The organism is Streptomyces sp. JH34, assembly GCF_029428875.1.
GTDB lineage: Bacteria > Actinomycetota > Actinomycetes > Streptomycetales > Streptomycetaceae > Streptomyces.
Genome location: NZ_JAJSOO010000001.1, coordinates 5611841 through 5636258, shown reverse-complemented (window position 1 = coordinate 5636258; position 24418 = coordinate 5611841). Strand labels below are relative to the sequence as shown.

The following is a 24418-nucleotide window of genomic DNA, read 5'->3' as shown; positions in this document are numbered from 1 at the left end:
CTTCGTGTGGTGGTCAGTGGTCCTGTGCGAGGGGGACGGGTGTGGGGCTCTGGCCGGGGATGGCGGGGGTGGTGCGGGGGGTGAGGCCGAAGGTGGTGAAGGCGGTGCGGTGTGGGAGGGGGTAGGGGGTGGTGCCGGTGAGGTTGTTGAGGATGGTGGCGCTGCGCCAGGCTGCGAGGCCGAGGTCGGGGGCGCCGACTCCGTGGGTGTGGCGTTCGGCGTTCTGGACGTAGATGTTGCCGGTGAGGGTGGGGTCGAGGTCGAGGCGGAAGTCGGTGTGGATGCGGGGGCGTCCTTGGGTGTCGCGGCGGATGTGGGGGGCGATGCCGGTGAGGAGGGTGTCGAGGGGGCGTTCGCGGTAGCCGGTGGCGAGGACGACGGCGTCGGTGGTGAGGCGGCTTCGGGTGGCTTGCTGGGTGTGTTCGAGGTGGAGTTCGATGCGGTTGCCGTGGCCGGAGAGGCGGCCTGCGGTGCGGACGCTGACTCCTGGGGTGAGGGTGGCGTCGGGCCAGCCGCCGTGGAGGGTGCGCCGGTAGAGCTCGTCGTGGATGGCGGTGATGGTGTCGGTGTCGATGCCTTTGTGGAGTTGCCACTGCTGGGGGACGAGGGTGTCGCGTACGTGCTCGGGGAGTGCGTGGAAGTAGTGGGTGTAGTCGGGGGTGAAGTGTTCGAGGCCGAGTTTTGAGTACTCCATGGGGGCGAAGGCCTGGGTGCGGGCGAGCCAGTGGATCTTCTCGATGCCGAGGGGGCGGGCGCGGAGGAGGTCGAGGAAGATCTCGGCGCCCGACTGTCCGGAGCCGATGACGGTGATGTGGCCGGCTCCGAGGAGTTCTTCGCGGTGGTGGAGGTAGTCGGCGGAGTGGATGACGGGGATGGCGGGGGCTTCGGCGAGGGGGCGCAGGGGTTCGGGGATGAAGGGGGCGGTGCCGACGCCGAGGGCGATGTGTCGGGTGTGGGTGTGTCCTTGTGACTGGGTTTCGCCGTCGGGGCCGAGCCGGGTCCAGTCGACCTCGTAGTGGGAGTGGGCCGCGTTCCAGTGGACGGCGTCGACCTGGTGGTCGAAGTGGATGGTGGGGAGTTGTTCGCTGACCCAGCGGCAGTAGGCGTCGTATTCGGCTCGGTGGATGTGGAATTGCTCGGCGAAGTAGAAGGGGTAGAGGCGTTCGCGGGTGCGGAGGTAGTTGAGGAAGGTCCAGGGGCTGGTGGGGTCGGCGAGGGTGGTGAGGTCGGCGAGGAAGGGGACTTGGAGGGTGGCGCCGTCGATGAGGAGGCCGGGGTGCCAGTGGAAGGCGGGGCGTTGTTCGTAGAAGGCGGTGGTGAGGGGGTTGCCGGGGGTGGTGGGGAGGCCGTGGGCGAGTGCGGCGAGGGAGAGGTTGAAGGGGCCGAGGCCGATGCCGATGAGGTCGTGGGGCCGGTCGCCTTCGGGGGTGGTCCGGTCGTTCATCGGGGGGTGCTGCCTTCCTTGGTGGCGCCGGTGTGGGCGTGGGTGACGAGGGTGAGGAGGCGTTGGAGGTCGTCGGGTGTGGTGTGGGGGTTGAGGAGGGTGGCTTTGAGCCAGAGGCCGTCTTCGGTGCGGGTGCGGCCGAGGACGGCGTGTCCGCGGTGGAGGAGGGTGCGGCGGATGGTGGCGACGGTGGTGTCGTCGGTGTGGGTGGGGCGGAAGAGGACGGTGCTGATGGTGGGGCGGTCGTGGAGTTCGAGGGTGGGGTGGGCGTCGATGAGGTCGGCGAGGTGGTGGGCGGTGGTGATGGTGCGGTCGATGAGGTCGGCGAGTCCGTCGCGGCCGAGTGCCTGGAGGGTGACGGCGATCTTGAGGGCGTCGGGGCGGCGGGTGGTTCGGAGGGAGCGGCCGAGGAGGTCGGGTAGTCCGGCGTCGGTGTCGTCGTCGGCGTTGAGGTAGGGGGCGTGGTGGTGGAGGGCGTCGAGGTGGTGGTGGTGGGGGACGGCGAGGATGCCGGCGGATGCGGGTTGCCAGCCGAGTTTGTGCAGGTCGAGGGTGACGCTGTGGGCGCGGTGGAGGCTGCGTAGGGCGTGGCGGTGGGTGGGGCTGAAGAGGAGGGGGCCGCCGTAGGCGGCGTCGATGTGGAGTTCGGCGCCGTGGGTGGTGGTGAGGTCGGCGATGTCGGTGAGGGGGTCGATCTGGCCGGTGTCGGTGGTGCCGGCGGTGGCGGTGACGAGGAGGGGGCCGTCGTTGTGGAGGAGGGCGTCGCGGAGTGCGGTGGGGTCCATGACGCCGTTGGGGGCGGGGATGACGACGGGTCGGGGGAGGCCGAGGAGCCAGGCGGCGCGGGTGATGCTGTGGTGGGCGTTGGTGGCGCAGATGGTCTGGACGGGGCCGTGGCGTTCGCGGGCGAGGAGGAGGGCGAGTTGGTTGGCTTCGGTGCCGCCGGTGGTGATGAGGGCGTCGGGTTGTGGGGTGTGGGGGTAGATCTCGGTGGCGAGTGCGGTGGTGAGGGCGGTTTCGAGGGCGGAGGCGGCGGGGGCCTGGTCCCAGGAGTCCATGGAGGGGTTGAGGGCTGAGGCGGCGAGGTCGGCTGCTGCGGCGAGGGCGAGGGGTGGGGTGTGGAGGTGGGCGGCGCAGTGGGGGTGTGCGGGGTCGGCGGCGCCTTCGGCGAGTGCGGTGACGAGGGTGCGGAGGGCGTGGTGGGCGCCGGTGCCGTGGTCGGGGATGAGGGGGCCGGTGGTGTGGTGGAGGTGGTGGGTGACGGTGGTGGGGCCTCCGGCGGGGAGGGGGCCGTTGCGGCGGGTGGCGCCGTCGTGGAGTGCGGTGAGGACGGTGTCGATGAGGGGGCGCAGGTGGGCGGGGCCTGCTGTGCCTCCGGCGAGGGGCGGGGTGGGCATGGGTGATGTGGTCCTTCGGGTACGCGGGGGCGGTCTTGCCAGCTTTTCCGTTGTGCGGAGGGGGCGGCCGAAGAGCCCAACGATCTGAACCCGAAAGGGGTACTGCGGTGAGGTTTGACGGTGGTGGGGGCCGTGGGGCTGGTATGTGCGTTCGTTGGTCGCATGGCTGTGCCCGGCCCCTTGTGGTGGGGGCCGGGCACGGTCGTGGGTGGTGCGGCGGGTCGGCCGGCGTGGTGCGGGGGGTGCGCCGCGTCCGCGGGGCGCAGGGTGCTCCCGGTCGGTGGGCGGTGGGTACGGCGGGTGTTCCCTTGCCCGGTGGGTGGGGTGTGGCGCGAGGGGGCTTCGTTCAGTGGGCGTCGCGTACGGCGAGTGCGCGGCGGAGGTCGTCGAGCTGGTCGGTGAGTTTGCGGCGCAGGGCGGGAGTGAGGGCGGGGTCGGTGAGGGTTTGTTCGCCGAGGTGGATGCTGTCGGGGTCGACGGCGTGGGCGGGGAAGGCGTGGCGTCCGGCGGCTTCGGCGATGGCGGGGCCCCGGCGTGCGGCGAGGGCGATGGCGTCGGGGTAGTAGCGGGCGACGTAGGGGTGGAGGAGTTCGCTCTGTTCGGGCTGCCAGAAGCCTTGTGCGGTGGCGGTGAAGAGGTAGTTGGACAGGGTGTCGTCGTTGAACATCGCTTGCCAGGCGGCTGCTTTGGCCTCGGGGGTGGGGAGGGCGGCGCGGCAGCGGGCGGCGCCTTCCTGTCCGGTGGCGCTGGGGTCCTTGTCGAGTTCGCGGGTGATGGCGGTCTCGTCGGTGGCGCCGAGGACGGCGAGGCGGGTGAGGATGCGCCAGCGGAGTTCGGGGTCGAGTTCGGGTCCGCCGGGGACGGTGCCTTCGTGGAGCCAGTCCTGGATGGCGTCGGGCTGGGTGGCGGCGTCGATGAAGTGGCGTACGGCGGTGAGGCGGAGGCCGGGGTCCGGGCTGCCGGGGGTGGTGGTGCCGAGGCCCTGTTCCCAGTCCTTGGCGGTGAGTCCTTCGGTGCGGCGCAGGAGGTCGCGGCAGAGGGTGGTGAGGGTGGCGAGGGCGGTGGGCCGGTCCTGGGGCGGGAGGTAGCGGTCGGTGATCTGGGTGGCGGCGAAGCCGAGGACGCCTTGGACGAGGGCGAGGTCGGTTTCGTAGGGGAGGTGGGTGCGTGCGGCGGTGAGGTGGACGGTGGGGTGGAGTTCGCCGTCGCGGACCATGTCGCGGGCGGTGTTCCAGATGAGTGCGCGGGTGAGGGGTTCGGGGATGCCGGAGAGGTGGGTGAGGGCGGTGTTCCAGGAGTCGGGGTCGAGTCGGATCTTGGCGTAGGTGAGGTCGTGGTCGTTGAGGACGACGAGGTCGGGGCGCTTTCCGGGTCGGGTGGTGGGGGTGCCGTTCTGGGGGATGTCGATGTCGAAGCGGTCGCGTGGGGTGAGCTGGTCGGTGCCGGTGTGGGTGTCGAGGCTGTGGTCGTAGGTGCCGACGGTGATGCGGTGGGGGCGGGTGCCGGCGCGGTCGACGGTGAGGTTCCAGCTGTGGCCGGTGTTCTCGACGTGGGCGGTGAGGGTGTCGATGCCGGTGGTGCGGAGCCAGGCGTCGGCCCAGGTGTGGACGTCGCGGTCGGTGGCGGCGGCGAGGTTGTCGATGAAGTCGGCGAGGGTGGCGTTGGCGAATTTGTGGCGGGCGAAGTGGGTGTTGATTCCGGCGAGGAAGTCCTTCTCGCCGAGCCAGGCGACGAGTTGGCGGAGTGCGGAGGCGCCCTTGGCGTAGGAGATGCCGTCGAAGTTGAGGAGGGCGGAGGCGGTGTCGGGGACGGCGTCGGGGTCGGGGGCGACGGGGTGGGTGGTGGGGCGCTGGTCGGCGTCGTAGCCCCAGCCCTTGCGGGAGACACCGAATTCGACCCAGGTGTCGGGGAATGGGGTCTCCCCTGCTCGAACGGAGTTGAGGGCTTGGGGAAGGGTGGCTTCGGTGAGGGTCTGGTAGCCCATGTATTCGGCGAAGGACTCGTTGAGCCAGATGTCGTCCCACCAGGTGAGGGTGACGAGGTCGCCGAACCACATGTGGGCCATTTCGTGGGCGATGACCATGGCGCGGGTCTGGCGTTCGGTGTCGGTGACGGCGGAGCGGTAGATGAATTCGTCGCGGAAGGTGACGAGTCCTGGGTTCTCCATGGCGCCGGCGTTGAATTCGGGGACGAACGCCTGGTCGTAGGAGTCGAAGGGGTAGGGCTCGTCGAACTTCTCGTGGTAGCGGTCGTAGCAGGCGCGGGTGATGTCGAGGATCTCGTCGGCGTCGGCGTCGAGGTGGGGGGCGAGGGAGCGGCGGCAGTGGATGCCGAAGGGGAGGCCGGCGTGGTGGGTGGTGACGGAGTGCCAGGGGCCTGCGGCGACGGCGACGAGGTAGGTGGAGATGGGTGGGGTGGGGGCGATGTTCCAGCGGCCGTCGGTGGTCTGGGTGGCGGTGCCGTTGCCGAGGACGGTCCAGCCGGTGGGCGCGGTGACGGTGAGGTCGAACACGGACTTGAGGTCGGGTTGGTCGAAGGCGGCGAAGACGCGTTGGACGTCCTCCATGAAGAGCTGGGTGTAGAGGTAGGTCTCGCCGTCGGCGGGGTCGGTGAAGCGGTGCATGCCTTCGCCGGTGCGGGAGTAGCGCATGGTGGCGTCGGCGGTGAGTTCGTGGGGGCCGGCGGTGAGGTGGTCCAGGGGGTAGCGGTTCCCGTCGAGGCGTTCGGGGTCCAGCGGCTGTCCGTCGAGGCTGAGGGAGCGCAGGGTTTCCGGCTTGATCTCGACGAAGGTGTCCCCGGTCGTGCGGGCGGTGAACCGGATGGTGGTCCGGGAGTCGAAGGTCTCCTCGCCCGTGGTGAGGTCGAGGTCGACCGTGTACCGGTGTACGTCGAGGAGCTGGGCGCGGGTCTGCGCTTCGTTGCGCGTCAGTACGGACATGGCGCCCATGCTGCCGTACGGGTACGGGGCTGTGCAGTGGGGTTCTCGCAGGGCTGACGGCGGGCGTGGGGCGGTTCCTGCGGGCTGTGCGGCGGCTCGGGCGGCGGGGTGGGGTGGGGGGGGCCGGTGGGGGCCGGCCCGTGGGTCAGGCGTCGGGGCCGGTGGATTCCTCGGCGATGCGCTCGTGGTGGCGGATGACCTCGGCGACGATGAAGTTGAGTAGCTTCTCGGCGAAGGCGGGGTCCAGCCGGGCGCTCTCGGCGAGCTGTCGGAGCCGGGCGATCTGGCGGGCTTCGCGGGCGGGGTCGGCGGGCGGCAGGTGGTGGGCGGCCTTGAGGTGGCCGACCTGCTGGGTGGCCTTGAAGCGCTCGGCGAGCATGTGGACGACTGCGGCGTCGATGTTGTCGATGCTTTCGCGCAGCCGGTTCAGCTCGGCGGTGGCGTACTCGTCGATATCGCTCGTGGTCATGGTCAGCGAGCTTAGACGTACGGGTCGTGGGGTGGTCGGCGGCCGGGTGCCGCGGGCCCGGGGTGGTCATCGGGTGGACGGGGATGGACCGGTGGGCACGGGGACGCGATGCTGTGGGGCCGTCATGGATCTCGCACACAGGAGCGTACGTACACGATGACTGACTTCGGCGTGGGGGACGAGCACTTCCTGCTCGACGGGAAGCCGGTGCGGTTGCTGTCGGGGGCGCTGCACTACTTCCGGGTGCACGAGGCGCAGTGGGAGCACCGGTTGTCGATGATGCGGGCGATGGGTCTCATGTGTGTGGAGACGTATGTGCCGTGGAATCTGCATGAGCCGAGGCCGGGTGTGCTCCGGGATGTGGGTGCGTTGGGGCGTTTCCTGGACGCGGTGCACGGGGCGGGGCTTCTGGCGATCGTGCGTCCGGGGCCGTACATCTGTGCCGAGTGGGAGAACGGGGGGCTGCCGGCGTGGGTGACGGGGCGGTTCGGCCGGCGGGTGCGGACCCGGGACGCGGGGTACGGGGCGGCGGTGGAGCGCTGGTTCGGGGAGTTGCTGCCTCAGGTGGTGCAGCGGCAGGTCACCCGGGGCGGTCCGGTGATCATGGTGCAGGCGGAGAACGAGTACGGGAGTTACGGCTCGGACCGGGTGCATCTGGAGTGGCTGGCGGGGCTGTTGCGGCGGTGTGGGGTGACGGTGCCGTTGTTCACGTCGGACGGGCCGGAGGATCACATGCTGTCGGGTGGTTCGGTTCCGGGTCTGCTGGCGACGGCGAATTTCGGTTCGGGGGCGCGGGAGGCGTTCGGGGTGCTGCGGCGTCACCGGCCGCGGGGGCCGTTGATGTGTATGGAGTTCTGGTGCGGCTGGTTCGGGCAGTGGGGTGCGGAGCCTGTGGTGCGTGATCCGGCGGAGGCGGCGGAGGCGTTGCGGGAGATCTTGGAGTGCGGGGCGTCGGTCAATGTGTACATGGCTCATGGGGGGACGAATTTCGCCGGGTGGTCGGGGGCCAACCGTGCGGGGCCGCTGCAGGATCAGGAGCTGGTGGGGACGGTGACGTCGTACGACTACGACGCGCCGATAGACGAGTACGGGCGGGCCACGGAGAAGTTCTGGTTGATGCGGAAGGTGCTGGAGGAGTTCGTGGACGGTCCGCTGCCCGCGCCGCCTCCGGAGCCGGTGGGGTTGCGTGGGACGGTGCGGGTGGGGTTGACGCAGGGTGCGGGGCTGCCGGCTGTGCTGGAGGCGCTGGGTGATGCGGAGACGGTGGAGGCGGGGGTGCCGCCCACGTTCGAGGATCTGGGGGTGGACCGTGGTCTGGTGCGTTACCGGGTCGCGGTGCCGGGGCCTCGGCAGGCGTATCCGCTGAGGGTTTCCGGGCTGCGGGACCGGGCGGTGGTGTTCGTGGACGGGGTGCGTGCGGGGGTGCTCACGGAGGAGGACCACACGTTGGAGGAGCCGGTGGCGGGTCCGGCCGAGGTGGAGTTGTGGGTGGAGTCGCTGGGCCGGATCAACTACGGTCCGCGGCTGGGTGAGTCGAAGGGCGTCACCGGTGGGGTGCTGCACGAGCGGCAGTTCCTGCACGGGGTGCGGGCGCGGGCGTTGCGTCTGGACGCGTTCGAGGAGCCGGGGGCGGTGGGCCGGGTGCGGTTCGGGGACGCCGGCGCGGTGGGGCGGACGGGGCTGTTCCGGGGGTTCTTCGAGGTGGAGGACGTGGCGGGGGCGGGGCATGCGGGGCTGGAGCTGCCGGGCTGGACCCGTGGGTTCGTGTGGGTGAACGGGTTCTGCCTGGGCCGTTACTGGTCGGTGGGGCCGGGGCGGACGCTGTATGTGCCGGGGCCGGTGCTGCGTGAGGGTGCCAATGAGGTGTGGGTGCTGGAGCTGGAGGAGGCCGGGGAGCTGTTCGTGGAGGTGGGTCCGGGGGCGCCCGTCAGGACGGGTGCCCCCGGGGGTGTGGCGGGGTGAGTCGGGTCAGAGGGTCGAGGCGGCCGAGGCTATGGCGGAGGCGAACGTCGACACCTGGGTGTAGACGCCGGGGTAGCCGGGGCGTGCGCAGCCTTCGCCCCAGCTGACGATGCCGACCTGGATGAAGGCTCCGGCGTTGTCCTTGCGGAACATGGGGCCGCCGGAGTCGCCCTGGCAGGTGTCGGTGCCGCCGGTGCTGACGTATCCGGCGCAGATCTCCTGGCTGGGCACGAGGTCGCTGCCGTAGGCCTGCTGGCAGGTTGCGTCGGAGACGAAGGGCACGTTGGCCTTGAGGAGGTAGCGCTGCTGGCCGCCGCCCTCGGTGGCGGCGCCCCAGCCGGCGACGGTGAAGGTGCCGCTGTCGTAGGCGGTGGTGGTGGCGATCTTCAGGGTGGGCTGGTTGATGGGCTGGGCGAGCTTGATCAGTGCCCAGTCCTTGCCGACGCCGTTGTAGCCGGGGGCCTGGAGGACCTTGGTGGAGCGGACCTTGACGGCGGAGGACGACTGGAGGTCGACGGTTCCGGCGGTGGCGGTGATGGAGGTGTTGTTGCCGGATCCGCTGACGCAGTGGGCGGCGGTGAGCACGATGGTCTGGCTGTAGAGGGCGCCGCCGCAACCCATGGAGAGCCGGACCATGAAGGGGAATTCGCCCTGGGCGGCGCGGGTGCCGCCGACGACGGGGGCGGGGGCGGCGGAGGCGTTCGCGGGCTGGAGGCTGAGGGTGGCGAGTGCCACGGCGGCTATGACGGAGCATCTCTTGACTGCGCGCAGAAGGTGCTTCACGAGGTGGCCTGCTTTCCTGTGGGGGTCGGGACGGGGGTGGCGATGCAGGCGTGCGGGGGGTGCTCGTCCTGGTCAGGGCACACGCCGAACCACTTCTCGACATGTCCTCGACAAGGAGGATCCGATTATCGGGAAGCGATCACCGCTGTCACAAGGCGGGGATTCCGGCCAAGATCCGCGTCCCGCCCGTCGGCGGGTTCCGTCCGGACAGCCCTTAGAGTGAAAGTCCGTTGAGCGCCATTGATGGGGGTTCGGTCGTGAGCGACGGCAGCAGCAGGGACGGCGGTCCGGTCGTCCACGGGTTCCCGCACCTCGACGCGGTGCGGTCCGCGATCACCGCGCTCTACCGGCGCGTCTCCCCCGACGGTGTGCTCACCTACGCCACGAGCCTCGCCCCGGCCGACGCCGCCTTCTCCGACGTGGACGACCTGTACCTCGGCTCCCAGCGGGTGGCCGGAGCCCTGGTCCGGCACCTGCGCCTGCCGCAGGCCCGTGTCGTCGTCGGCTTCCGACGGATGGAACACGCCGCGAGCGTCGAACTCACGTCAGGGCCCGAGTACTTCATCGAGCTCAACGACCGGTTCCGCACGCACCGCCGTGACATCGGGGCGGCGCTGGCACACGAGATCACCCATGTGCTGCTGCACCGGCTGGGACTGGAACTCCCCGGCACCCGCGACAACGAGATCCTCACGGACACGGTGACGGCCTATCTCGGCGCGGGCTGGCTCCTGCTGGACGCCTTCCGCCAGGACGCGGTCTCCAGCCAGAAGCTCGGCTATCTCACGCCCGAGGAGTTCGGGTACGTACTCGCCAAGCGCGCCATGGTCTTCGGTGAGGACCCGTCCGTGTGGTTCACCAGCCCGCAGGCGTACACGGCGTACACCGAGGGCCGGGCGGAGGCCCTGCGCGACCTGCAGCGGCCCCCGCTGACGACCGCGGGGTGGGCGGGCAGACGCCGCTACGCGAAGGACCGCCGGTACGCCGCCGACCACCCCGTCACCCCGGACCCGTCCGTTCCGTACGCCTTCGAGAGCGGGGCGGACGGGCTGCGGGTCTCCTTCCCCTGTCCGACCTGCCACCAGCGCGTCCGGGTGCCGGTCCGCGGCCGGACGCGGGCCCGGTGCGGGCTGTGCCGCACCGTCCTGGAGTGCGACACCTGAGAATCCGGTACGCACCGGGCCCGCCGTAGGGTCGGTGTATGACGAATGGTCCGGCGGGAGGCGCGGGGAGCCTCTTCGAGGCGCTGTACGACGACGAGAACGCCGTCGTACGGGCGCTCCGCGCGGGCGCGTCCGCCGAGTCGTGCGACGAGGAGGGGACGACCGCGCTCTACCTGGCCTGTGTGCAGGACCTGCCCGGCGTGGTCCGTCTGCTCCTGGCCGCGGGTGCGGACCCGGACCGGGCGAGCGGCCCCGAGGCGGGAGATCTGCCGCTGTGCGGGGCCGCGTGCGGGGGCCACGCGGAGGTCGTCGGAGCGCTGCTGTCCGCGGGAGCCGATCCCGACCTGAGCGAGGCGTTCGGTTTCACCGCGCTGCGCTGGGCCGCGGGCCTCGGTCACGCACGGGTCGCGGAGGCCCTCCTGGAGCACGGCGCCGATCCGGACCTGCCCGGTCCGCAGGGCGAGACCCCGCTGGTGGTAGCGGCCCGGCGCGGATCGGTCCACACCGTGCGGGCCCTGCTCCGGCACGGCGCCGGCGGCCTGTCCCCCGCCCTGGAGGAGGCCCGGCGCATGCTCGCCTCGGATGTCGAGCAGGAGCTCCGGGGCGCGCTGCGCCGGATGTACGGGGGCGGGGAGCACGCGAGTGCGGTGCGCCGTGAGCGGGTGGACGGCGGGGTGACCGTCACGGTCGAACTGCTGCGGGACGGGGAGCCGTTCGCGGGACAGGACCTGCAGACGGGGCACGGGGCGATCGCGACGCTCCTGGAGAACGAGCTGGGTGTGCGAACCCCGTTCGAGGAACTGGCCGTCCGGGCGATGCGGGACGGAGACCCCGGGCTGGAGAACTGGCTGGAGGCCGCCGGGACGCTGTGGCTGCGCGGCGACGAGGAGACGTTCCAGGCGGCGGCCGCGTGGACGGCCGCCGGGGATCCGCTGCGGCAGGCGTTCGGGGCGGACGTGCTGGCGCGGCTCGGCTTCCACACCGGCGGCAGGCCGTTCGCCGGGCGGGCCGTTCCGTTGCTGCGGGAGCTGGCCCGGTCCGGGGAAGCGGTACCGGCCGGGGCGGCGGAGCGGGCGCTCGCCGGGTACGACTCCTCGCGCGAGGAGTGAGAACGGGTGCGGGGCCCACCGCGAGGTGGCGGCGGGCCCCGCGTCCAGGAGGGGTACGACGGACGTGGTGACCGGCAGCGCCGGTCACCACGTCCCGCGGGTCATGCCGCCCGGCGTCCGCGGCCGGGAGCGTTGCCGCGCCCCGTGCCGCCCGCCCGGCCGGCCCCGGCGCCGCGGCCGGAGCCGCCCGCGCCGCCGGCTCCACCGCGAGGCGCTCCGCCGTTGCCGCGGGCACCGCCGTTGCCGCCACCGGCGGCACCACGCGCGCCGCCGCCCGCACCGCCGCGGGCCGCGCCTCCGGTGCCCTGAGCGGCGCCGGAGCCCGCTCCCGCACCGGATGTGCCGCTACGGCCCCGGCCGCGGCCACGGCTGCCCGAGCGGAACGACCCGCCCGTGGCCGAGCCTGATCCCTGGCTCCCGCCGCGCGTGCGCGGCTTGGGCTGCGTCGGCTCCGGCACCTCGATGACGACCGCGACGCCGGACGGCTCACGGGCGCCCGTGATGCGGCTGAGTTCCTCGTCGCTGGACTTGATCCGGGTGGTGAGCGGTGCGATGCCGGCGTCCTGCATGAGCCGGGTCATGTCGCGCTTCTCGTCGGGCAGTACGAGCGTGACGACGCTGCCCGACTCCCCGGCACGGGCGGTGCGCCCGCCCCGGTGGAGGTAGTCCTTGTGGTCGGTGGGCGGGTCCACGTTGACGACGAGGTCCAGGTCGTCGACGTGGATGCCTCGTGCCGCCACGTTCGTCGCGACGAGCGCGGTGACCTCGCCGGTCTTGAACTGGTCCAGCGTCCGGTTGCGCTGCGGCTGGGAGCGTCCGCCGTGCAGGGCCGCGGCGCGCACACCGCTGGCGAGGAGCCGCTTGGCGAAGCGGTCCGCGCCTCGCTTGGTGTCCACGAACATGATCACGCGACCGTCGCGGGCCGCGATGCGGGTGGCGACGGCCTTCTTGTCCGTCTCGTCCGCCACGTGCAGCACGTGGTGCTCCATGGTGGTGACGGCGCCGGCCGACGGGTCGACCGAGTGCACCACCGGGTCGGTGAGGAACATCTTGACCAGCCGGTCGATGTTCTTGTCGAGGGTCGCCGAGAACAGCATCCGCTGCCCGTCCGGCTCGACCTGCTTGAGGAGCGCGACGACCTGCGGCATGAAGCCCATGTCGGCCATCTGGTCGGCCTCGTCGAGGACGGTGACGGACACCGCGTCGAGCCGGCAGTCACCGCGCTCGATGAGGTCCTTGAGGCGGCCGGGCGTGGCGACCAGGACTTCGGCGCCACGGCGCAGCGCACCGGACTGCCTGCTGATCGACATGCCGCCCACGACGGTGGCGACGCGCAGGTTCACGGCGGTCGCGTACGGCGTCAGCGCGTCGGTGACCTGCTGGGCGAGTTCCCGGGTGGGGACGAGGACGAGTGCCAGCGGGGCGTGCGGCTCCGAGCGGCGTCCCGCGGTGCGGGCGAGCAGCGCGAGGCCGAAGGCCAGCGTCTTGCCCGAGCCGGTGCGGCCGCGGCCGAGGATGTCACGGCCGGCCAGCGAGTTCGGGAGGGTGGCGCCCTGGATGGGGAAGGGCTCGGTCACGCCCTGCGCGGCGAGGGTCTTCAGCAGCGCGGCGGGCATGTCGAGCGCCTCGAACGACTCGACGGCCGGAAGCGCGGGGGTGACGGTCTGCGGCAGGGCGAATTCGCCGCCCTGGGGCGGTGCGGGCCTGCGGCGTGCCGGGGCGCGGCCCGCGCCTCGGGTGTTCGTCTGCGGCCGGTCCGTGCCGCGGCCCTTTATGGGGCGGTTGCGGGTCGGTCGGTCCTGGCGTTCGGAGCGGGTCATACGGAATTTCCCTCCTGGGGGATTCCTGGGATCACTGCCGACTGCTGCGGACTGCTCGGATCTGTGCGCCCCAGGATGCATGCACAGAGCAGGTGTCCCGGTGGCTGGGCCTGAACCGGGGGTGACGACGAGTCGGAAACAGCACAAACCGGGGCCCGCACCTTGACGGTGCGGGCCCCGGCTGCGAGGTACGCGTCCGGCGATTAGGCCGGGACGATGTTCTCCGCCTGCGGGCCCTTCTGGCCCTGCGTGACGTCGAAGGAGACCTTCTGGCCCTCCTGGAGCTCACGGAAGCCCGAGGTGGCGATGTTGGAGTAGTGGGCGAAGACGTCGGCGCCGCCGCCGTCCTGCTCGATGAAGCCGAAGCCCTTTTCCGAGTTGAACCACTTCACGGTTCCAGTAGCCATGTCATTCTCCTAAAAGAGGTGCAGTGCCGGAAATCCGCACTTTACGAATTCCAAGTCGCCGCATTGAGCCCCATCCGGAGAAAGCCGGAAAACAATAAAGCGCCTGAGGAGGGTTCCCGTCAGGCGCACATAAAGTTCATGGGTACCAAAACTGCAACTCGGCAACCGTAGCACGTTCTGTCGTCGAGCGGCAGATCACTCCGCGACGGCGCGTCGGGGAATCCGCCGGCGGACGCGGCGGCACGGACGGTTCACACCGTGTTCCGAAGTCGTTCCGGGAGGCTTCCCGCCCTGTTCTCCCGAGGCCGTGCACCGGCCGCGGGACCGGTGGGACGTCTCCCCCGGCCGCGTCGTCGGAGGCGTCCGGCGCCCACGCACGGGGCGGGTTCACCCGGATGCCGCAGCGGAGCGCCTCGGGTCGCAGGTCGTGGGACGGCCGGATCCGTGGCGGGGTGTTACGCCGGACGAGTGGTGGAGAGGATCGCGTCGGCCGTCGACTCCTTCGAGTCGAGGTGGTGGCAGAGCCGCCGGCGGGCATTCCGGTCACGACTCGCGTACGGGGCTGTCGTCGGCAGCCCTGCGCAGCGTGCGCAGGGGGTGGCCGGGGCGCCAGACCTGGACGACGAGGTCGTCGCCGTCGAGTCCGGTGCGGACCACTTCCGCGGGGTCGGCGCGGAAGAGGAGGAAGGGCTCCGGCGGGGTCACCTCCTCGACGAAGCGGGCCAGCACGGCGGCGTCGGTGATCTCCACGGCACGCCCGGAGACACGGATGTCCCCGTCGGTCATCTCGGCGTCGGGCCCCGGGTTGGCCTGGACGGCGAAGCGCGGGTCGCGCCGCAGGTCCAGGGCCTTGCGGGAGTTCGGCATCATGCCGAACCACAGGGCGTCCATGCGGAACTCCACCTCCAGGCCGGTGACCCGGGGTGATCCGTCCACGCGCAGGGTCGCCAGGACGTGGTGCCTGTACAGCTGGAACCGTTCGCGCACGGTGTCGGCGAAGGCGGGCTCAGCCGCGCGGAAGTCCTGCCATGAACTCGGTGTCACGGTCGATGTCATGGGGGCCATCGAACCGCTGGATCAGGACGTCTCCTGTCGTGTTTCCCCGGAGTCCGGGCATGTCACCTGATCGGACGTCGGCGCCGCACGTCCCGGGTGCGCCGGGGCCGCCCGACCGCCCCGGTGGTCGCGGTGGTCGCGGGCGGGTGACGCCGCGGCACCCGGTTGTGCCGCTCCTCACCGCCGTTCGCTATCTTGAGCGCCGCCGCCCCCTGCGGCGCTCCTCCCCGTCGACGAATGAAGGAGCCGGCCATGGAGGCCGCCGCCACCACGTGTTACCGCCATCCGTCGCAGGAGGCGTATGTGCGCTGCACGCGCTGCGACCGGTACATCTGCCCGGACTGCATGCGTGAGGCGTCGGTCGGGCACCACTGTGTGGAGTGCGTGAAGGAGGGGCAGCGTTCGGTCCGTCAGGCCCGTTCGCTGTTCGGCGGGGCGGTGACGGGCGCCGCCGCGCCGGTCGTGACCTACGTGCTGATGGCGCTGAACATCGTCGCGTACGTGGTCGAGGTGTTCAGGTCCGAGACCGTGGACCGGTTCGGGATGCTCGGTGCGGTTCTCGTCGATCCGTCGGGCGTGCAGTACTACTACAAGGGCGAGGCCTACCCCGGGCTCGAGCTGACCGGGGTGGCCGACGGGGAGTGGTACCGGCTGCTGACGGGTGCCTTCCTGCATCTGCCGCCGGACGCGTCGTTCGGTGTGATGCACCTGGTCTTCAACATGTTCGCGCTGTGGAACCTCGGCCGGATGGTGGAGGGCCAGCTCGGCCGGGCGCGGTATCTCGCGCTGTATCTGCTGTCGGCGGTGGGCGGTTCGGTCCTGGTGTACCTGGTCTCGCCGGAGACGACGGCGGTCGGCGCCTCGGGGGCGATCTTCGGTCTGGCGGCGTCCTTCTACGTCATCAACCGGCGTCTGGGCCATGACATGCGGCCGGTCAACCGCTTCATGGCGGGGTTCCTGCTCTGGATGGTCATCTCCGCCGCGTTCACCTCATGGGAGGGGCACCTCGGCGGGCTGCTGACCGGCGGGCTGGTGACCTACGGGCTCGCGTACGCGCCGGCCAGGCTGCGCACGTCCGCGGCGCAGCTGGCGGGCGGGGCGGTCCTGGTCGTGCTGCTGGCAGTGGTGGTCGCCCTGCGGACGGTCGCTCTGACCGGGGCGTGACGGCCGCTCTGACGGCGTGGCGGCCGGATCCTCCGGTACGTGAGCCGGGTCCGCCTTCTGGGACCATCGTTTCATGGTGAGAGAGGTGTCGGAAGCGGAGGCCGCGGGCTCGGGGAGCGGTGGACCGGCCGACGGGCCGGGCGGGATCCTCCGGCGGCTGCACCCGCTCGACTGGCTCGCCGGGGCTCTGCTGTTCCTGGGGCTGCTCGCTGTGGTCACGGGGCTGCTGCCCTCGGGTGCCGCAGCGGAGGAGATGCGGCGTGTGGGGCCGCTGGTGGTGTTCCTGGGCACCGTGATCGTGATGGCCGAGCTGACGGGCCGGGCCCAGGTCTTCGACGTGGTGTCGACCTGGGTGGCACGGGCGGGGCGCGGGCGCTATCCGCTGCTCTTCGGGCTGTGCGTGCTGTTCGCCTCACTGACCACGATCACGCTGAATCTGGACACCACGGCGGTGCTGCTGACCCCGGTCATGCTGGCCCTGGCCACTCGGGTGGGGATCGCGGCGGTGCCGCTGGCGATGACGACGGTGTGGCTCGCCAACACCGCGAGTCTGCTGCTGCCGGTCTCCAACCTGACGAATCTGCTGGCGGCGGACCGGGTGGCGCTGTCGCCGTCCGGTCTCGCCGCGGTGATGCTGCTGCCCCAGCTCGCCGCGATCGCTGTGACGTCGGTGTGCCTGTGGGTCTTCTACTGGCGTCGTGGCCGGCGCGGCGCGGACCGGTACACCCCGCCGGGTCCTCCGGTGGCCGGGGACCCCGTCCTGCTGCGGATCTGCTCGGTGGCCTGTGCGGGCTTCCTGCTGGCGATCCTGGTGGCGGACGTTCCGCTGTGGTCGGCGTCGCTGACCGCGATGGTGGTGGTCGTGGTGGCGTTCGCCGTGCGGCGCAGGCAGGAGCTGCGGCTGTCCCTGGTGCCGTGGCGGCTGCTGGTGCTGGTACCGGGGATGTTCCTGGTGGTGGCGACCGTCGGCGCGCACGGTCTGCACGCGCTGCTGGAGTCCGCGCTCGGCTCGGACGACGGCTTCGTGGGGATGCTGCGGTCCGCGGCGGTGGGCGCGGGGCTGTCGAACGTCCTGAACAACCTGCCGGCGTATCTGGCGGGCGAGGCGGTCGTGCCGGTGGGGAATCACGACCAGTTGCTGGCGCTGCTGGTCGGGGTGAACGTGGGTCCCCTCGTCACGCCGTGGGCGTCGCTGGCGACGCTGCTGTGGTTCGAGCGGTGCCGCTGGCACGGGACGCGGATCGGTATGGGCCGCTTCCTCGGTACCGGCCTGGTGCTGTCGGTGACGGGCACCCTGGCAGCCGTGTCCGCGCTGGCGCTGATCAGCTGATCACCTGAACCCACGCCCCGCTGAGCGCGCCCGGACGCGCCGCGGCGCCCGCCGTGTCCGGTCGGGGACGGGGCGGGCGCCGCGTTCAGTTCCGTACGCCGTTGTACGGGACGTCTGTGTGCCGTGGTCAGACCATCAGGGAACGGTCCGTCGGGCGGATCGGGGCGTGCAGTGCGCTCGTCCCGGTCAGGAAGCGGTCCACGCCGCGCGCAGCGGAGCGGCCCTCGGCGATGGCCCACACGATGAGGGACTGGCCGCGGCCCGCGTCACCGGCGACGTAGACGCCGTCGACGTTGGTCGCGTAGGTCTCGTCGCGTGCGACGTTGCCGCGCTCGTCGAGCTCGACGCCGAACTGCTGGACGAGGCCGTTGGCCTGGTCGGTGCCGGTGAAGCCCATGGCCAGGGTGACGAGCTGGGCGGGGATGACCCGCTCCGTGCCGGCCTTCTGCTCCAGCTTGCCGTCCTTGAACTCCACCTCGATGAGGTGCAGGGACTGGACGTTGCCGTCCTCGTCGCCCTCGAAGTGGGTGGTGGAGACGGAGTAGATCCGCTCGCCGCCCTCCTCGTGCGCGGAGGTGACCTTGTAGAGCATGGGGAAGGTCGGCCAGGGCTGGTTGGCGTTACGCTCCTCGCCCGGCTGCGGCATGATCTCCAGCTGGGTGACGGAGGCCGCGCCCTGCCGGTGGGCGGTGCCGACGCAGTCGGCGCCGGTGTCGCCGCCGCCGATGACGACGACGTGCTTGCCCTCGGCGGTGATCGGGGAGACCGTCAGGTCGCCCTCCTGCACCTTGTTGGCGAGCGGGAGGTACTCCATCGCGAAGTGCACGCCGTTCAGCTCACGGCCCGGGACGGGCAGGTCGCGGGAGACGGTGGCACCGGCGGCGATGACGACCGCGTCGTAGCGGCGGCGGAGCTTGGCGGCGTCGATGTCCTTGCCGATCTCCACCTCCGTGCGGAACTTGGTGCCCTCCGCGCGCATCTGCTCGATGCGGCGGTTGATGTGCGACTTCTCCATCTTGAACTCGGGGATGCCGTAGCGGAGGAGGCCCCCGATGCGGTCCGCGCGCTCGAAGACGGCAACCGTGTGACCGGCCCGCGTCAGCTGCTGGGCGGCGGCGAGCCCCGCCGGGCCCGAGCCGATGACGGCGACGGTCTTGCCGGAGAGGCGCTCGGGCGGCTGCGGGGTGACGTCGCCGCTGTCCCACGCCTTGTCGATGATGCTGACTTCGACGTTCTTGATGGTGACGGCCGGCTGGTTGATGCCGAGGACGCACGCCGACTCGCACGGAGCGGGGCACAGGCGGCCCGTGAACTCCGGGAAGTTGTTCGTGGCGTGGAGGCGCTCGGACGCCGCCGACCAGTCCTCGCGGTAGGCGTAGTCGTTCCACTCGGGGATGAGGTTTCCGAGCGGACAGCCGTTGTGGCAGAAGGGGATGCCGCAGTCCATGCAGCGTCCGGCCTGCTTGCTGATGATCGGGAGCAGCGATCCCGGAACGTAGACCTCGTTCCAGTCCTTGACGCGCTCGCCGACGGGGCGGGTCTGGGCGACCTCGCGTCCGGTGGTCAGGAAGCCCTTGGGGTCAGCCATTGGTCGCCGCCTCCATCATCTTCTCGGTGGTCTCCTGCTCGGAGAGACCGGCGAGCTCAGCGGCGTCCTTGGCGGCGAGCACTGCCTTGTAGGTGGACGGGATGATCTTGCTGAAGCGGGCGGCCGAGGAGTCCCAGTCGGCCAGCAGCTTCCCGGCGACCGTGGACCCGGTCTCCTCCTGGTGGCGGCGCACGACGTCGTGCAGCCACTGCTTGTCGGTGTCGTCGAGGGTCTCGACGGCGCCGAGGTTGCCGGTGTTGACGTTGTCGAGGTCGAGGTCGACGACGTACGCGACACCGCCGGACATGCCCGCGGCGAAGTTGCGTCCCGTCTCACCGAGGACGACGGCGTGGCCGCCGGTCATGTACTCGCAGCCGTGGTCGCCCACGCCTTCCGAGACGACCGTGGCACCGGAGTTGCGGACGCAGAAGCGTTCGCCGGTGCGTCCGCGGAGGAACAGCTCGCCGCCGGTCGCACCGTAGCCGATGGTGTTGCCGGCGATGGTGGAGTACTCGGCGAGGTGGTCGGCGCCGCGGTCCGGGCGGACGATGACGCGGCCGCCGGAGAGGCCCTTGCCGACGTAGTCGTTGGCGTCGCCCTCCAGGCGCAGGGTGACACCGCGTGGTACGAACGCGCCGAAGGACTGGCCGGCGGACCCGGTGAAGGTGATGTCGATGGTGTCGTCGGGCAGGCCCGCACCGCCGAACTTCTTGGTCACCTCGTGGCCGAGCATGGTGCCGACGGTCCGGTTGATGTTGCGGATCGCGATCTGCGCGCGGACGGGCTGGGCGGCCTCGGCGCTGTCGGCGCCCAGGGCGTCGGCGGCGAGCTTGATGAGCTCGTTGTCGAGTGCCTTGGCCAGGCCGTGGTCCTGCTCGGCGATCTGGTGGCGCACCGCGCCCTCGGGGAGCTCGGGCACGTGGAAGAGGGGTGCGAGCTCGAGGCCCTGCGCCTTCCAGTGGGTGACGGCCCGCTCGGTGTCGAGGAGTTCGGCGTGGCCGACGGCCTCCTCGATCGTGCGGAAGCCGAGCTCGGCGAGGATCTCGCGGACCTCTTCGGCGATGAACTCGAAGAAGTTGACGATGTACTCGGCCTTGCCGGAGAACCGGTCGCGCAGGACGGGGTTCTGGGTGGCGATGCCGACCGGGCAGGTGTCGAGGTGGCAGACGCGCATCATGACGCAGCCGGAGACGACGAGCGGCGCGGTCGCGAAACCGAACTCCTCGGCGCCCAGCAGTGCGGCGATGACGACGTCGCGGCCGGTCTTGAGCTGGCCGTCGGTCTGGACGACGATGCGGTCGCGCAGGCCGTTGAGCAGCAGGGTCTGCTGGGTCTCGGCGAGGCCGAGCTCCCAGGGGCCGCCCGCGTGCTTGAGCGAGGTGAGCGGGGAGGCGCCCGTGCCGCCGTCGTGTCCGGAGATGAGGACGACGTCCGCGTGGGCCTTGGAGACGCCCGCGGCGACCGTGCCGACGCCGACCTCGGAGACCAGCTTCACGTGGACGCGGGCCGCCGGGTTGGCGTTCTTGAGGTCGTGGATCAGCTGAGCCAGGTCCTCGATGGAGTAGATGTCGTGGTGCGGCGGGGGCGAGATCAGTCCGACGCCGGGGGTGGAGTGCCGGGTCTTGGCGACCCACGGGTAGACCTTGTGGCCGGGCAGCTGGCCGCCCTCGCCGGGCTTGGCGCCCTGGGCCATCTTGATCTGGATGTCGTCCGCGTTGACCAGGTACTCGCTGGTGACACCGAAGCGGCCGGAGGCGACCTGCTTGATGGCCGAGCGGCGTGCCGGGTCGTAGAGGCGCTCGGCGTCCTCGCCGCCCTCACCGGTGTTGGACTTGCCGCCCAGCTGGTTCATGGCGACGGCGAGCGTCTCGTGCGCCTCCTGGGAGATGGAGCCGTACGACATGGCGCCGGTGGAGAAGCGCTTGACGATCTCGGCGGCGGACTCGACCTCGTCGATGGAGATCGGCTCGCGGCCGCTCTTGAAGCCGAACAGGCCGCGGAGCGTCATGAGGCGCTCGGACTGCTCGTTGACCCGGCCGGTGTACTTCTTGAAGATGTCGTACCGGCGGTTGCGGGTGGCGTGCTGGAGGCGGAAGACCGTCTCCGGGTCGAAGAGGTGCGGCTCGCCCTCGCGGCGCCACTGGTACTCGCCGCCGATCTCCAGCGCGCGGTGGGACGCCGCGATGCCGGAGGCGGGGTACGCCTTGGTGTGCCGGGCGGCGACCTCCTTGGCGACGACGTCGAGTCCGGCGCCGCCGATCTTGGTGGCGGTGCCGTTGAAGTACTGGGCGACGAAGGCCTCGTCGAGGCCGACGGCCTCGAAGACCTGGGCGCCGCGGTAGGACGCGACCGTCGAGATGCCCATCTTGGACATGACCTTCAGGACGCCCTTGCCGAGGGCGTAGATCAGGTTGCGGATGGCCAGCTCGGGCTCGATGCCCTCGATGAACGTGCCGGCGCGGACGAGGTCCTCGACGGACTCCATCGCGAGGTACGGGTTGACGGCGGCGGCGCCGTACCCGATGAGCAGCGCGACGTGGTGGACCTCGCGGACGTCACCGGCCTCGACCAGCAGGCCCACCTGGGTGCGCTGCTTGGTGCGGATGAGGTGGTGGTGGACGGCCGAGGTGAGCAGCAGCGAGGGGATCGGCGCGTGCTCGGCGTCGGAGTGCCGGTCGGAGAGGACGATGAGGCGGGCGCCGTCCTCTATGGCGGCGTCGACCTCGTTGGTGATCTCCTCGATCCGGGCGGCGAGGGCGTCGCCGCCGCCGCTGACGCGGTAGAGGCCGGAGAGGGTCGCGGCCTTCATTCCCGGCATGTCGCCGTCGGCGTTGATGTGTATGAGCTTGGCCAGCTCGTCGTTGTCGATCACCGGGAAGGGCAGGGTGACGCTTCGACAGGACGCGGCGGACGGCTCCAGGAGGTTGCCCTGGGTGCCCAGCGAGGAGCGCAGCGAGGTGACGAGTTCCTCGCGGATGGCGTCCAGCGGCGGGTTGGTGACCTGGGCGAAGAGCTGGGTGAAGTAGTCGAAGAGCAGCCGGGGGCGCTCGGAGAGCGCGGCGATCGGCGAGTCGGTGCCCATGGAGCCGAGGGGTTCGCCGGCGGTGCGGGCCATCGGGGCGAGGAGGACGCGGAGCTCTTCCTCGGTGTAGCCGAAGGTCTGCTGGCGGCGGGTGACCGAGGCGTGGGTGTGGACGATGTGCTCGCGCTCGGGGAGGTCCTCGAGCTCGATCTCGCCGGTTTCCAGCCACTCCTCGTACGGGTTCTCGGCGGCCAGGGACGCCTTGATCTCGTCGTCCTCGATGATGCGGTGCTCGGCGGTGTCGACGAGGAACATCCTGCCGGGCTGGAGGCGGCCCTTGCGGACGACCTTGGCGGGGTCGATGTCCAGGACGCCGACCTCGGAGGAGAGGACGACCAGGCCGTCGTCGGTGACCCAGTAGCGGCCGGGGCGCAGACCGTTGCGGTCGAGGACCGCGCCGACCTGGACGCCGTCGGTGAAGGTGACGCAGGCCGGGCCGTCCCAGGGCTCCATCATCGTGGAGTGGTACTGGTAGAAGGCGCGGCGGGCCGGGTCCATGGAGGCGTGGTTCTCCCATGCCTCGGGGACCATCATCAGCACCGAGTGCGGCAGCGAGCGTCCGCCGAGGTGGAGCAGCTCCAGGACCTCGTCGAAGGAGGCGGAGTCGGAGGCGTCCGGGGTGCACACGGGGAAGATGCGGTCGAGCTGCGCCTCGCCGAAGAGGCTGGAGGCGAGCTGGGACTCACGGGCCTTCATCCAGTTGCGGTTGCCCTTGACCGTGTTGATCTCGCCGTTGTGCGCGACGAAGCGGTACGGGTGGGCGAGCGGCCAGCTGGGGAAGGTGTTGGTGGAGAAGCGCGAGTGGACCAGCGCGACCGTGGTGGCGAAGCGGCGGTCGGAGAGGTCCGGGAAGAACGGCTCCAGCTGCCCGGTGGTGAGCATGCCCTTGTAGACGATCGTGCGTGCGGAGAGCGAGGGGAAGTACACCCCGGCCTCACGCTCGGCGCGCTTGCGCAGGACGAAGGCCTTGCGGTCGAGCGCGATGCCGGTGCTGACACCGTCGGCCACGACGATCTGGCGGAACTCGGGCATGACGGCGCGGGCGCCCTTGCCGAGGATGTCCGGCGTGACCGGGACCTGGCGCCAGCCGAGGACGTCGAGGCCCTCCTCGACGGCGATCTTCTCGATCTGCTTGACCGCGTCGGTGGAGTCCTCCGCGGGCAGGAAGGCGATGCCGACGGCGTAGGAGCCGGCCTCGGGGAGTTCGAACCCGGCCTCTTCGCGGAGGAAGGCGTCGGGGACCTGGAGGAGAATGCCGGCACCGTCGCCCGAGTCGGGCTCGGATCCTGTGGCGCCGCGGTGTTCGAGGTTGCGCAGTACGGTCAGCGCCTGCTCGACCAGCTCATGGCTGGCCACACCGGTCAGAGTGGCCACGAACCCGACACCACAGGCGTCGTGCTCGTTACGGGGGTCGTACATCCCCTGCTGGGCGGGGCGACCGTCCATGGGCGACCAGGCGTCGGAACGCATCGGCTCTCCCGTCGTCGTCGTGGCATGTGCTGTGCCGAGGGACGACGCTGGCCCTCTGCGAAATTTCGTGCAGGTTACATGATGGAGCGCTTCTCAAAAAGCGGAAAGGCTGTTCCAACATGCGGACACCACGGAGCCGTGGTGCGGGTGGGTCACGATCGGACGGATCGTTGTGGATCACTGTCCGGGGGAGACCGCAGAGAGCGGGCGTCGTTGCCCGCGAGTGTCTACGGCTCTTGCCCGGCGGTCATGGAATCGAAACCGCCGAGTAACGGCTACTTATGTGCAGCTCTGTATAGCGTCTCACTTTACGGCGGCCCCACCCCATCCGCCCAGAGACGTGCGCCAAGACGTACATCACACGGTCCCGACGCCCGGCGGCCTCCGGAGGCACCCTGGAGGCCGTGCCGGGCGGGCCGGAACCCACCCCGCACACTCCCCCGGACCGGAGCGGCCCGGAGCGGACCGGAAACCCGGCCGGGGATCAGCCGACTGCCACACCGAACAGCGAGCCGAGCCCGTACGTGATCGCCGCGGCGGCCCCGCCGAGCACGAGCTGGCGCAGTCCGCTGAACCACCAGGTGCGCGCCGTCACCCTGGCGACCACCGCGCCGCAGCCGAAGAGGCCGGCCAGTGCGAGCAGCACGGCGGGCCACATGACGGTCGCGCCGAGCAGGTAGGGCAGGACGGGCAGCAGGGCCCCCAGCGCGAAGGCTCCGAAGGAGGACAGGGCGGCGACGAGAGGCGAGGGCAGGTCGCCCGGGTCGATGCCGAGTTCCTCGCGGGCGTGTATCTCGAGCGCCTGCTCGGGGTCCCGGGACAGCTGCCGGGCGACCTCCTGGGCGAGGGCGGGCTCGACCCCTCGGGACTCGTAGAGCGCGGCGAGCTCCCGCATCTCGTCCTTGGGGTGTTTGCGCAGCTCACGCCGCTCGACGTCGAGCTCGGCCTCGACGAGCTCGCGCTGCGAGGCGACGGACGTGTACTCCCCCGCGGCCATGGAGAACGCACCGGCGGCGAGCCCGGCCAGGCCGGTGATGACGATGGCCTGCTGGGAGACCGCTCCTCCGGCGACGCCCGTCATCAGGGCGAGGTTGGAGACGAGACCGTCCATGGCGCCGAACACCGCGGGCCGCAGCCAGCCGCCGTTCACGTCACGGTGGGTGTGGTTGTCGCGGTGGGCCTCGTGCAGTACGGCGTCGGTCTCGATGATGGACACAGCTCTCCCCTTTTCCGGGA

The 24418-nt window shown here is 71.1% G+C and carries 16 protein-coding genes; 5 read left to right on the top strand and 11 right to left on the bottom strand.

What is annotated here, in order from left to right; genetic code table 11:
* Positions 1 to 13 precede the first annotated feature (13 nt).
* The 4 genes from LWJ43_RS25270 to LWJ43_RS25255 all read right to left on the bottom strand — a co-directional run bounded on the left by LWJ43_RS25270 (position 14) and on the right by LWJ43_RS25255 (position 6248).
* Complete coding sequence (locus LWJ43_RS25270; protein ID WP_277334502.1) at positions 14 to 1444, bottom strand: lysine N(6)-hydroxylase/L-ornithine N(5)-oxygenase family protein; 1431 nt, start codon at positions 1442 to 1444, stop codon at positions 14 to 16.
* Positions 1441 to 2841, bottom strand: a complete 1401-nt coding sequence (locus LWJ43_RS25265; RefSeq protein ID WP_277334501.1) for a pyridoxal phosphate-dependent decarboxylase family protein — start codon at positions 2839 to 2841, stop codon at positions 1441 to 1443. The genes LWJ43_RS25270 and LWJ43_RS25265 overlap by 4 nt, the downstream gene beginning before the upstream one ends.
* 346 nt (positions 2842 to 3187) lie before the next feature.
* Positions 3188 to 5779, bottom strand: coding sequence for an aminopeptidase N (gene pepN, locus LWJ43_RS25260; protein WP_277334500.1), 2592 nt, complete (start codon positions 5777 to 5779; stop codon positions 3188 to 3190).
* Between the two features lie 145 nt (positions 5780 to 5924).
* Positions 5925 to 6248: a chorismate mutase gene (locus LWJ43_RS25255; RefSeq protein ID WP_277334499.1), complete on the bottom strand. Its 324-nt coding sequence runs from the start codon at positions 6246 to 6248 to the stop codon at positions 5925 to 5927.
* Between the two features lie 156 nt (positions 6249 to 6404).
* Between LWJ43_RS25255 and LWJ43_RS25250 the strand changes: the two genes are divergently transcribed.
* Positions 6405 to 8210, top strand: a complete 1806-nt coding sequence (locus LWJ43_RS25250; protein ID WP_277334498.1) for a glycoside hydrolase family 35 protein — start codon at positions 6405 to 6407, stop codon at positions 8208 to 8210.
* A 6-nt stretch (positions 8211 to 8216) separates the two neighbouring features.
* Here LWJ43_RS25250 and LWJ43_RS25245 read toward each other — a convergent pair whose 3' ends face one another.
* Positions 8217 to 8993 (bottom strand): S1 family peptidase, encoded by a 777-nt coding sequence (locus tag LWJ43_RS25245; RefSeq protein WP_277334497.1) that lies wholly within the window; start codon positions 8991 to 8993, stop codon positions 8217 to 8219.
* Positions 8994 to 9250: 257 nt separating this feature from the next.
* On the opposite strand from LWJ43_RS25245, the gene LWJ43_RS25240 reads away from it, so the two are divergent.
* The gene (locus LWJ43_RS25240) at positions 9251 to 10156 is read left to right on the top strand and encodes a hypothetical protein (RefSeq protein WP_277334496.1); all 906 of its coding nucleotides are present in this window, start codon (positions 9251 to 9253) and stop codon (positions 10154 to 10156) included.
* 38 nt (positions 10157 to 10194) lie between these two features.
* Positions 10195 to 11265 carry an ankyrin repeat domain-containing protein gene (locus LWJ43_RS25235; RefSeq protein ID WP_277334495.1) on the top strand — a complete coding sequence of 357 codons (1071 nt, stop codon included), beginning with the start codon at positions 10195 to 10197 and terminating at the stop codon, positions 11263 to 11265.
* A 101-nt stretch (positions 11266 to 11366) separates the two neighbouring features.
* Here the strand turns inward: LWJ43_RS25235 and LWJ43_RS25230 are convergent, their stop codons facing one another.
* From LWJ43_RS25230 to LWJ43_RS25220, 3 genes are all read right to left on the bottom strand, one after another.
* Positions 11367 to 13085: a DEAD/DEAH box helicase gene (locus LWJ43_RS25230; protein ID WP_277334494.1), complete on the bottom strand. Its 1719-nt coding sequence runs from the start codon at positions 13083 to 13085 to the stop codon at positions 11367 to 11369.
* A 203-nt stretch (positions 13086 to 13288) separates the two neighbouring features.
* The gene (locus LWJ43_RS25225) at positions 13289 to 13492 is read right to left on the bottom strand and encodes a cold-shock protein (protein WP_003969786.1); all 204 of its coding nucleotides are present in this window, start codon (positions 13490 to 13492) and stop codon (positions 13289 to 13291) included.
* Positions 13493 to 14035: 543 nt separating this feature from the next.
* Complete coding sequence (locus LWJ43_RS25220) at positions 14036 to 14557, bottom strand: pyridoxamine 5'-phosphate oxidase family protein (protein ID WP_277334493.1); 522 nt, start codon at positions 14555 to 14557, stop codon at positions 14036 to 14038.
* Between the two features lie 243 nt (positions 14558 to 14800).
* Between LWJ43_RS25220 and LWJ43_RS25215 the strand changes: the two genes are divergently transcribed.
* The gene (locus tag LWJ43_RS25215) at positions 14801 to 15712 is read left to right on the top strand and encodes a rhomboid family intramembrane serine protease (RefSeq protein WP_277334492.1); all 912 of its coding nucleotides are present in this window, start codon (positions 14801 to 14803) and stop codon (positions 15710 to 15712) included.
* Positions 15713 to 15785: 73 nt separating this feature from the next.
* Entirely contained in the window at positions 15786 to 17042 is a 1257-nt protein-coding gene (locus tag LWJ43_RS25210) for an SLC13 family permease (RefSeq protein ID WP_277334491.1), read from the top strand.
* A 127-nt stretch (positions 17043 to 17169) separates the two neighbouring features.
* On the opposite strand, the gene LWJ43_RS25205 is transcribed toward LWJ43_RS25210, so the two are convergent.
* The 3 genes from LWJ43_RS25205 to LWJ43_RS25195 all read right to left on the bottom strand — a co-directional run bounded on the left by LWJ43_RS25205 (position 17170) and on the right by LWJ43_RS25195 (position 24398).
* Positions 17170 to 18630 carry a glutamate synthase subunit beta gene (locus LWJ43_RS25205; protein WP_277334490.1) on the bottom strand — a complete coding sequence of 487 codons (1461 nt, stop codon included), beginning with the start codon at positions 18628 to 18630 and terminating at the stop codon, positions 17170 to 17172.
* Positions 18623 to 23182, bottom strand: coding sequence for a glutamate synthase large subunit (gene gltB / locus LWJ43_RS25200; protein WP_277334489.1), 4560 nt, complete (start codon positions 23180 to 23182; stop codon positions 18623 to 18625). The genes LWJ43_RS25205 and gltB overlap by 8 nt, the downstream gene beginning before the upstream one ends.
* 484 nt (positions 23183 to 23666) lie before the next feature.
* Positions 23667 to 24398, bottom strand: a complete 732-nt coding sequence (locus LWJ43_RS25195) for a VIT1/CCC1 transporter family protein (protein ID WP_277334488.1) — start codon at positions 24396 to 24398, stop codon at positions 23667 to 23669.
* Between the last annotated feature and the right edge of the window lie 20 nt (positions 24399 to 24418).

Coding starts and splice junctions, on each gene's coding strand:
- LWJ43_RS25270 (WP_277334502.1), bottom strand. CDS start 1,444: ATGAACGACCGGACCACCCCCGAAGGCGACCGGCCCCACGACCTCATC.
- LWJ43_RS25265 (WP_277334501.1), bottom strand. CDS start 2,841: ATGCCCACCCCGCCCCTCGCCGGAGGCACAGCAGGCCCCGCCCACCTG.
- pepN (WP_277334500.1), bottom strand. CDS start 5,779: ATGTCCGTACTGACGCGCAACGAAGCGCAGACCCGCGCCCAGCTCCTC.
- LWJ43_RS25255 (WP_277334499.1), bottom strand. CDS start 6,248: ATGACCACGAGCGATATCGACGAGTACGCCACCGCCGAGCTGAACCGG.
- LWJ43_RS25250 (WP_277334498.1), top strand. CDS start 6,405: ATGACTGACTTCGGCGTGGGGGACGAGCACTTCCTGCTCGACGGGAAG.
- LWJ43_RS25235 (WP_277334495.1), top strand. CDS start 10,195: ATGACGAATGGTCCGGCGGGAGGCGCGGGGAGCCTCTTCGAGGCGCTG.
- LWJ43_RS25230 (WP_277334494.1), bottom strand. CDS start 13,085: ATGACCCGCTCCGAACGCCAGGACCGACCGACCCGCAACCGCCCCATA.
- LWJ43_RS25225 (WP_003969786.1), bottom strand. CDS start 13,492: ATGGCTACTGGAACCGTGAAGTGGTTCAACTCGGAAAAGGGCTTCGGC.
- LWJ43_RS25220 (WP_277334493.1), bottom strand. CDS start 14,557: ATGGCCCCCATGACATCGACCGTGACACCGAGTTCATGGCAGGACTTC.
- LWJ43_RS25215 (WP_277334492.1), top strand. CDS start 14,801: ATGGAGGCCGCCGCCACCACGTGTTACCGCCATCCGTCGCAGGAGGCG.
- LWJ43_RS25210 (WP_277334491.1), top strand. CDS start 15,786: ATGGTGAGAGAGGTGTCGGAAGCGGAGGCCGCGGGCTCGGGGAGCGGT.
- LWJ43_RS25205 (WP_277334490.1), bottom strand. CDS start 18,630: ATGGCTGACCCCAAGGGCTTCCTGACCACCGGACGCGAGGTCGCCCAG.
- gltB (WP_277334489.1), bottom strand. CDS start 23,182: ATGCGTTCCGACGCCTGGTCGCCCATGGACGGTCGCCCCGCCCAGCAG.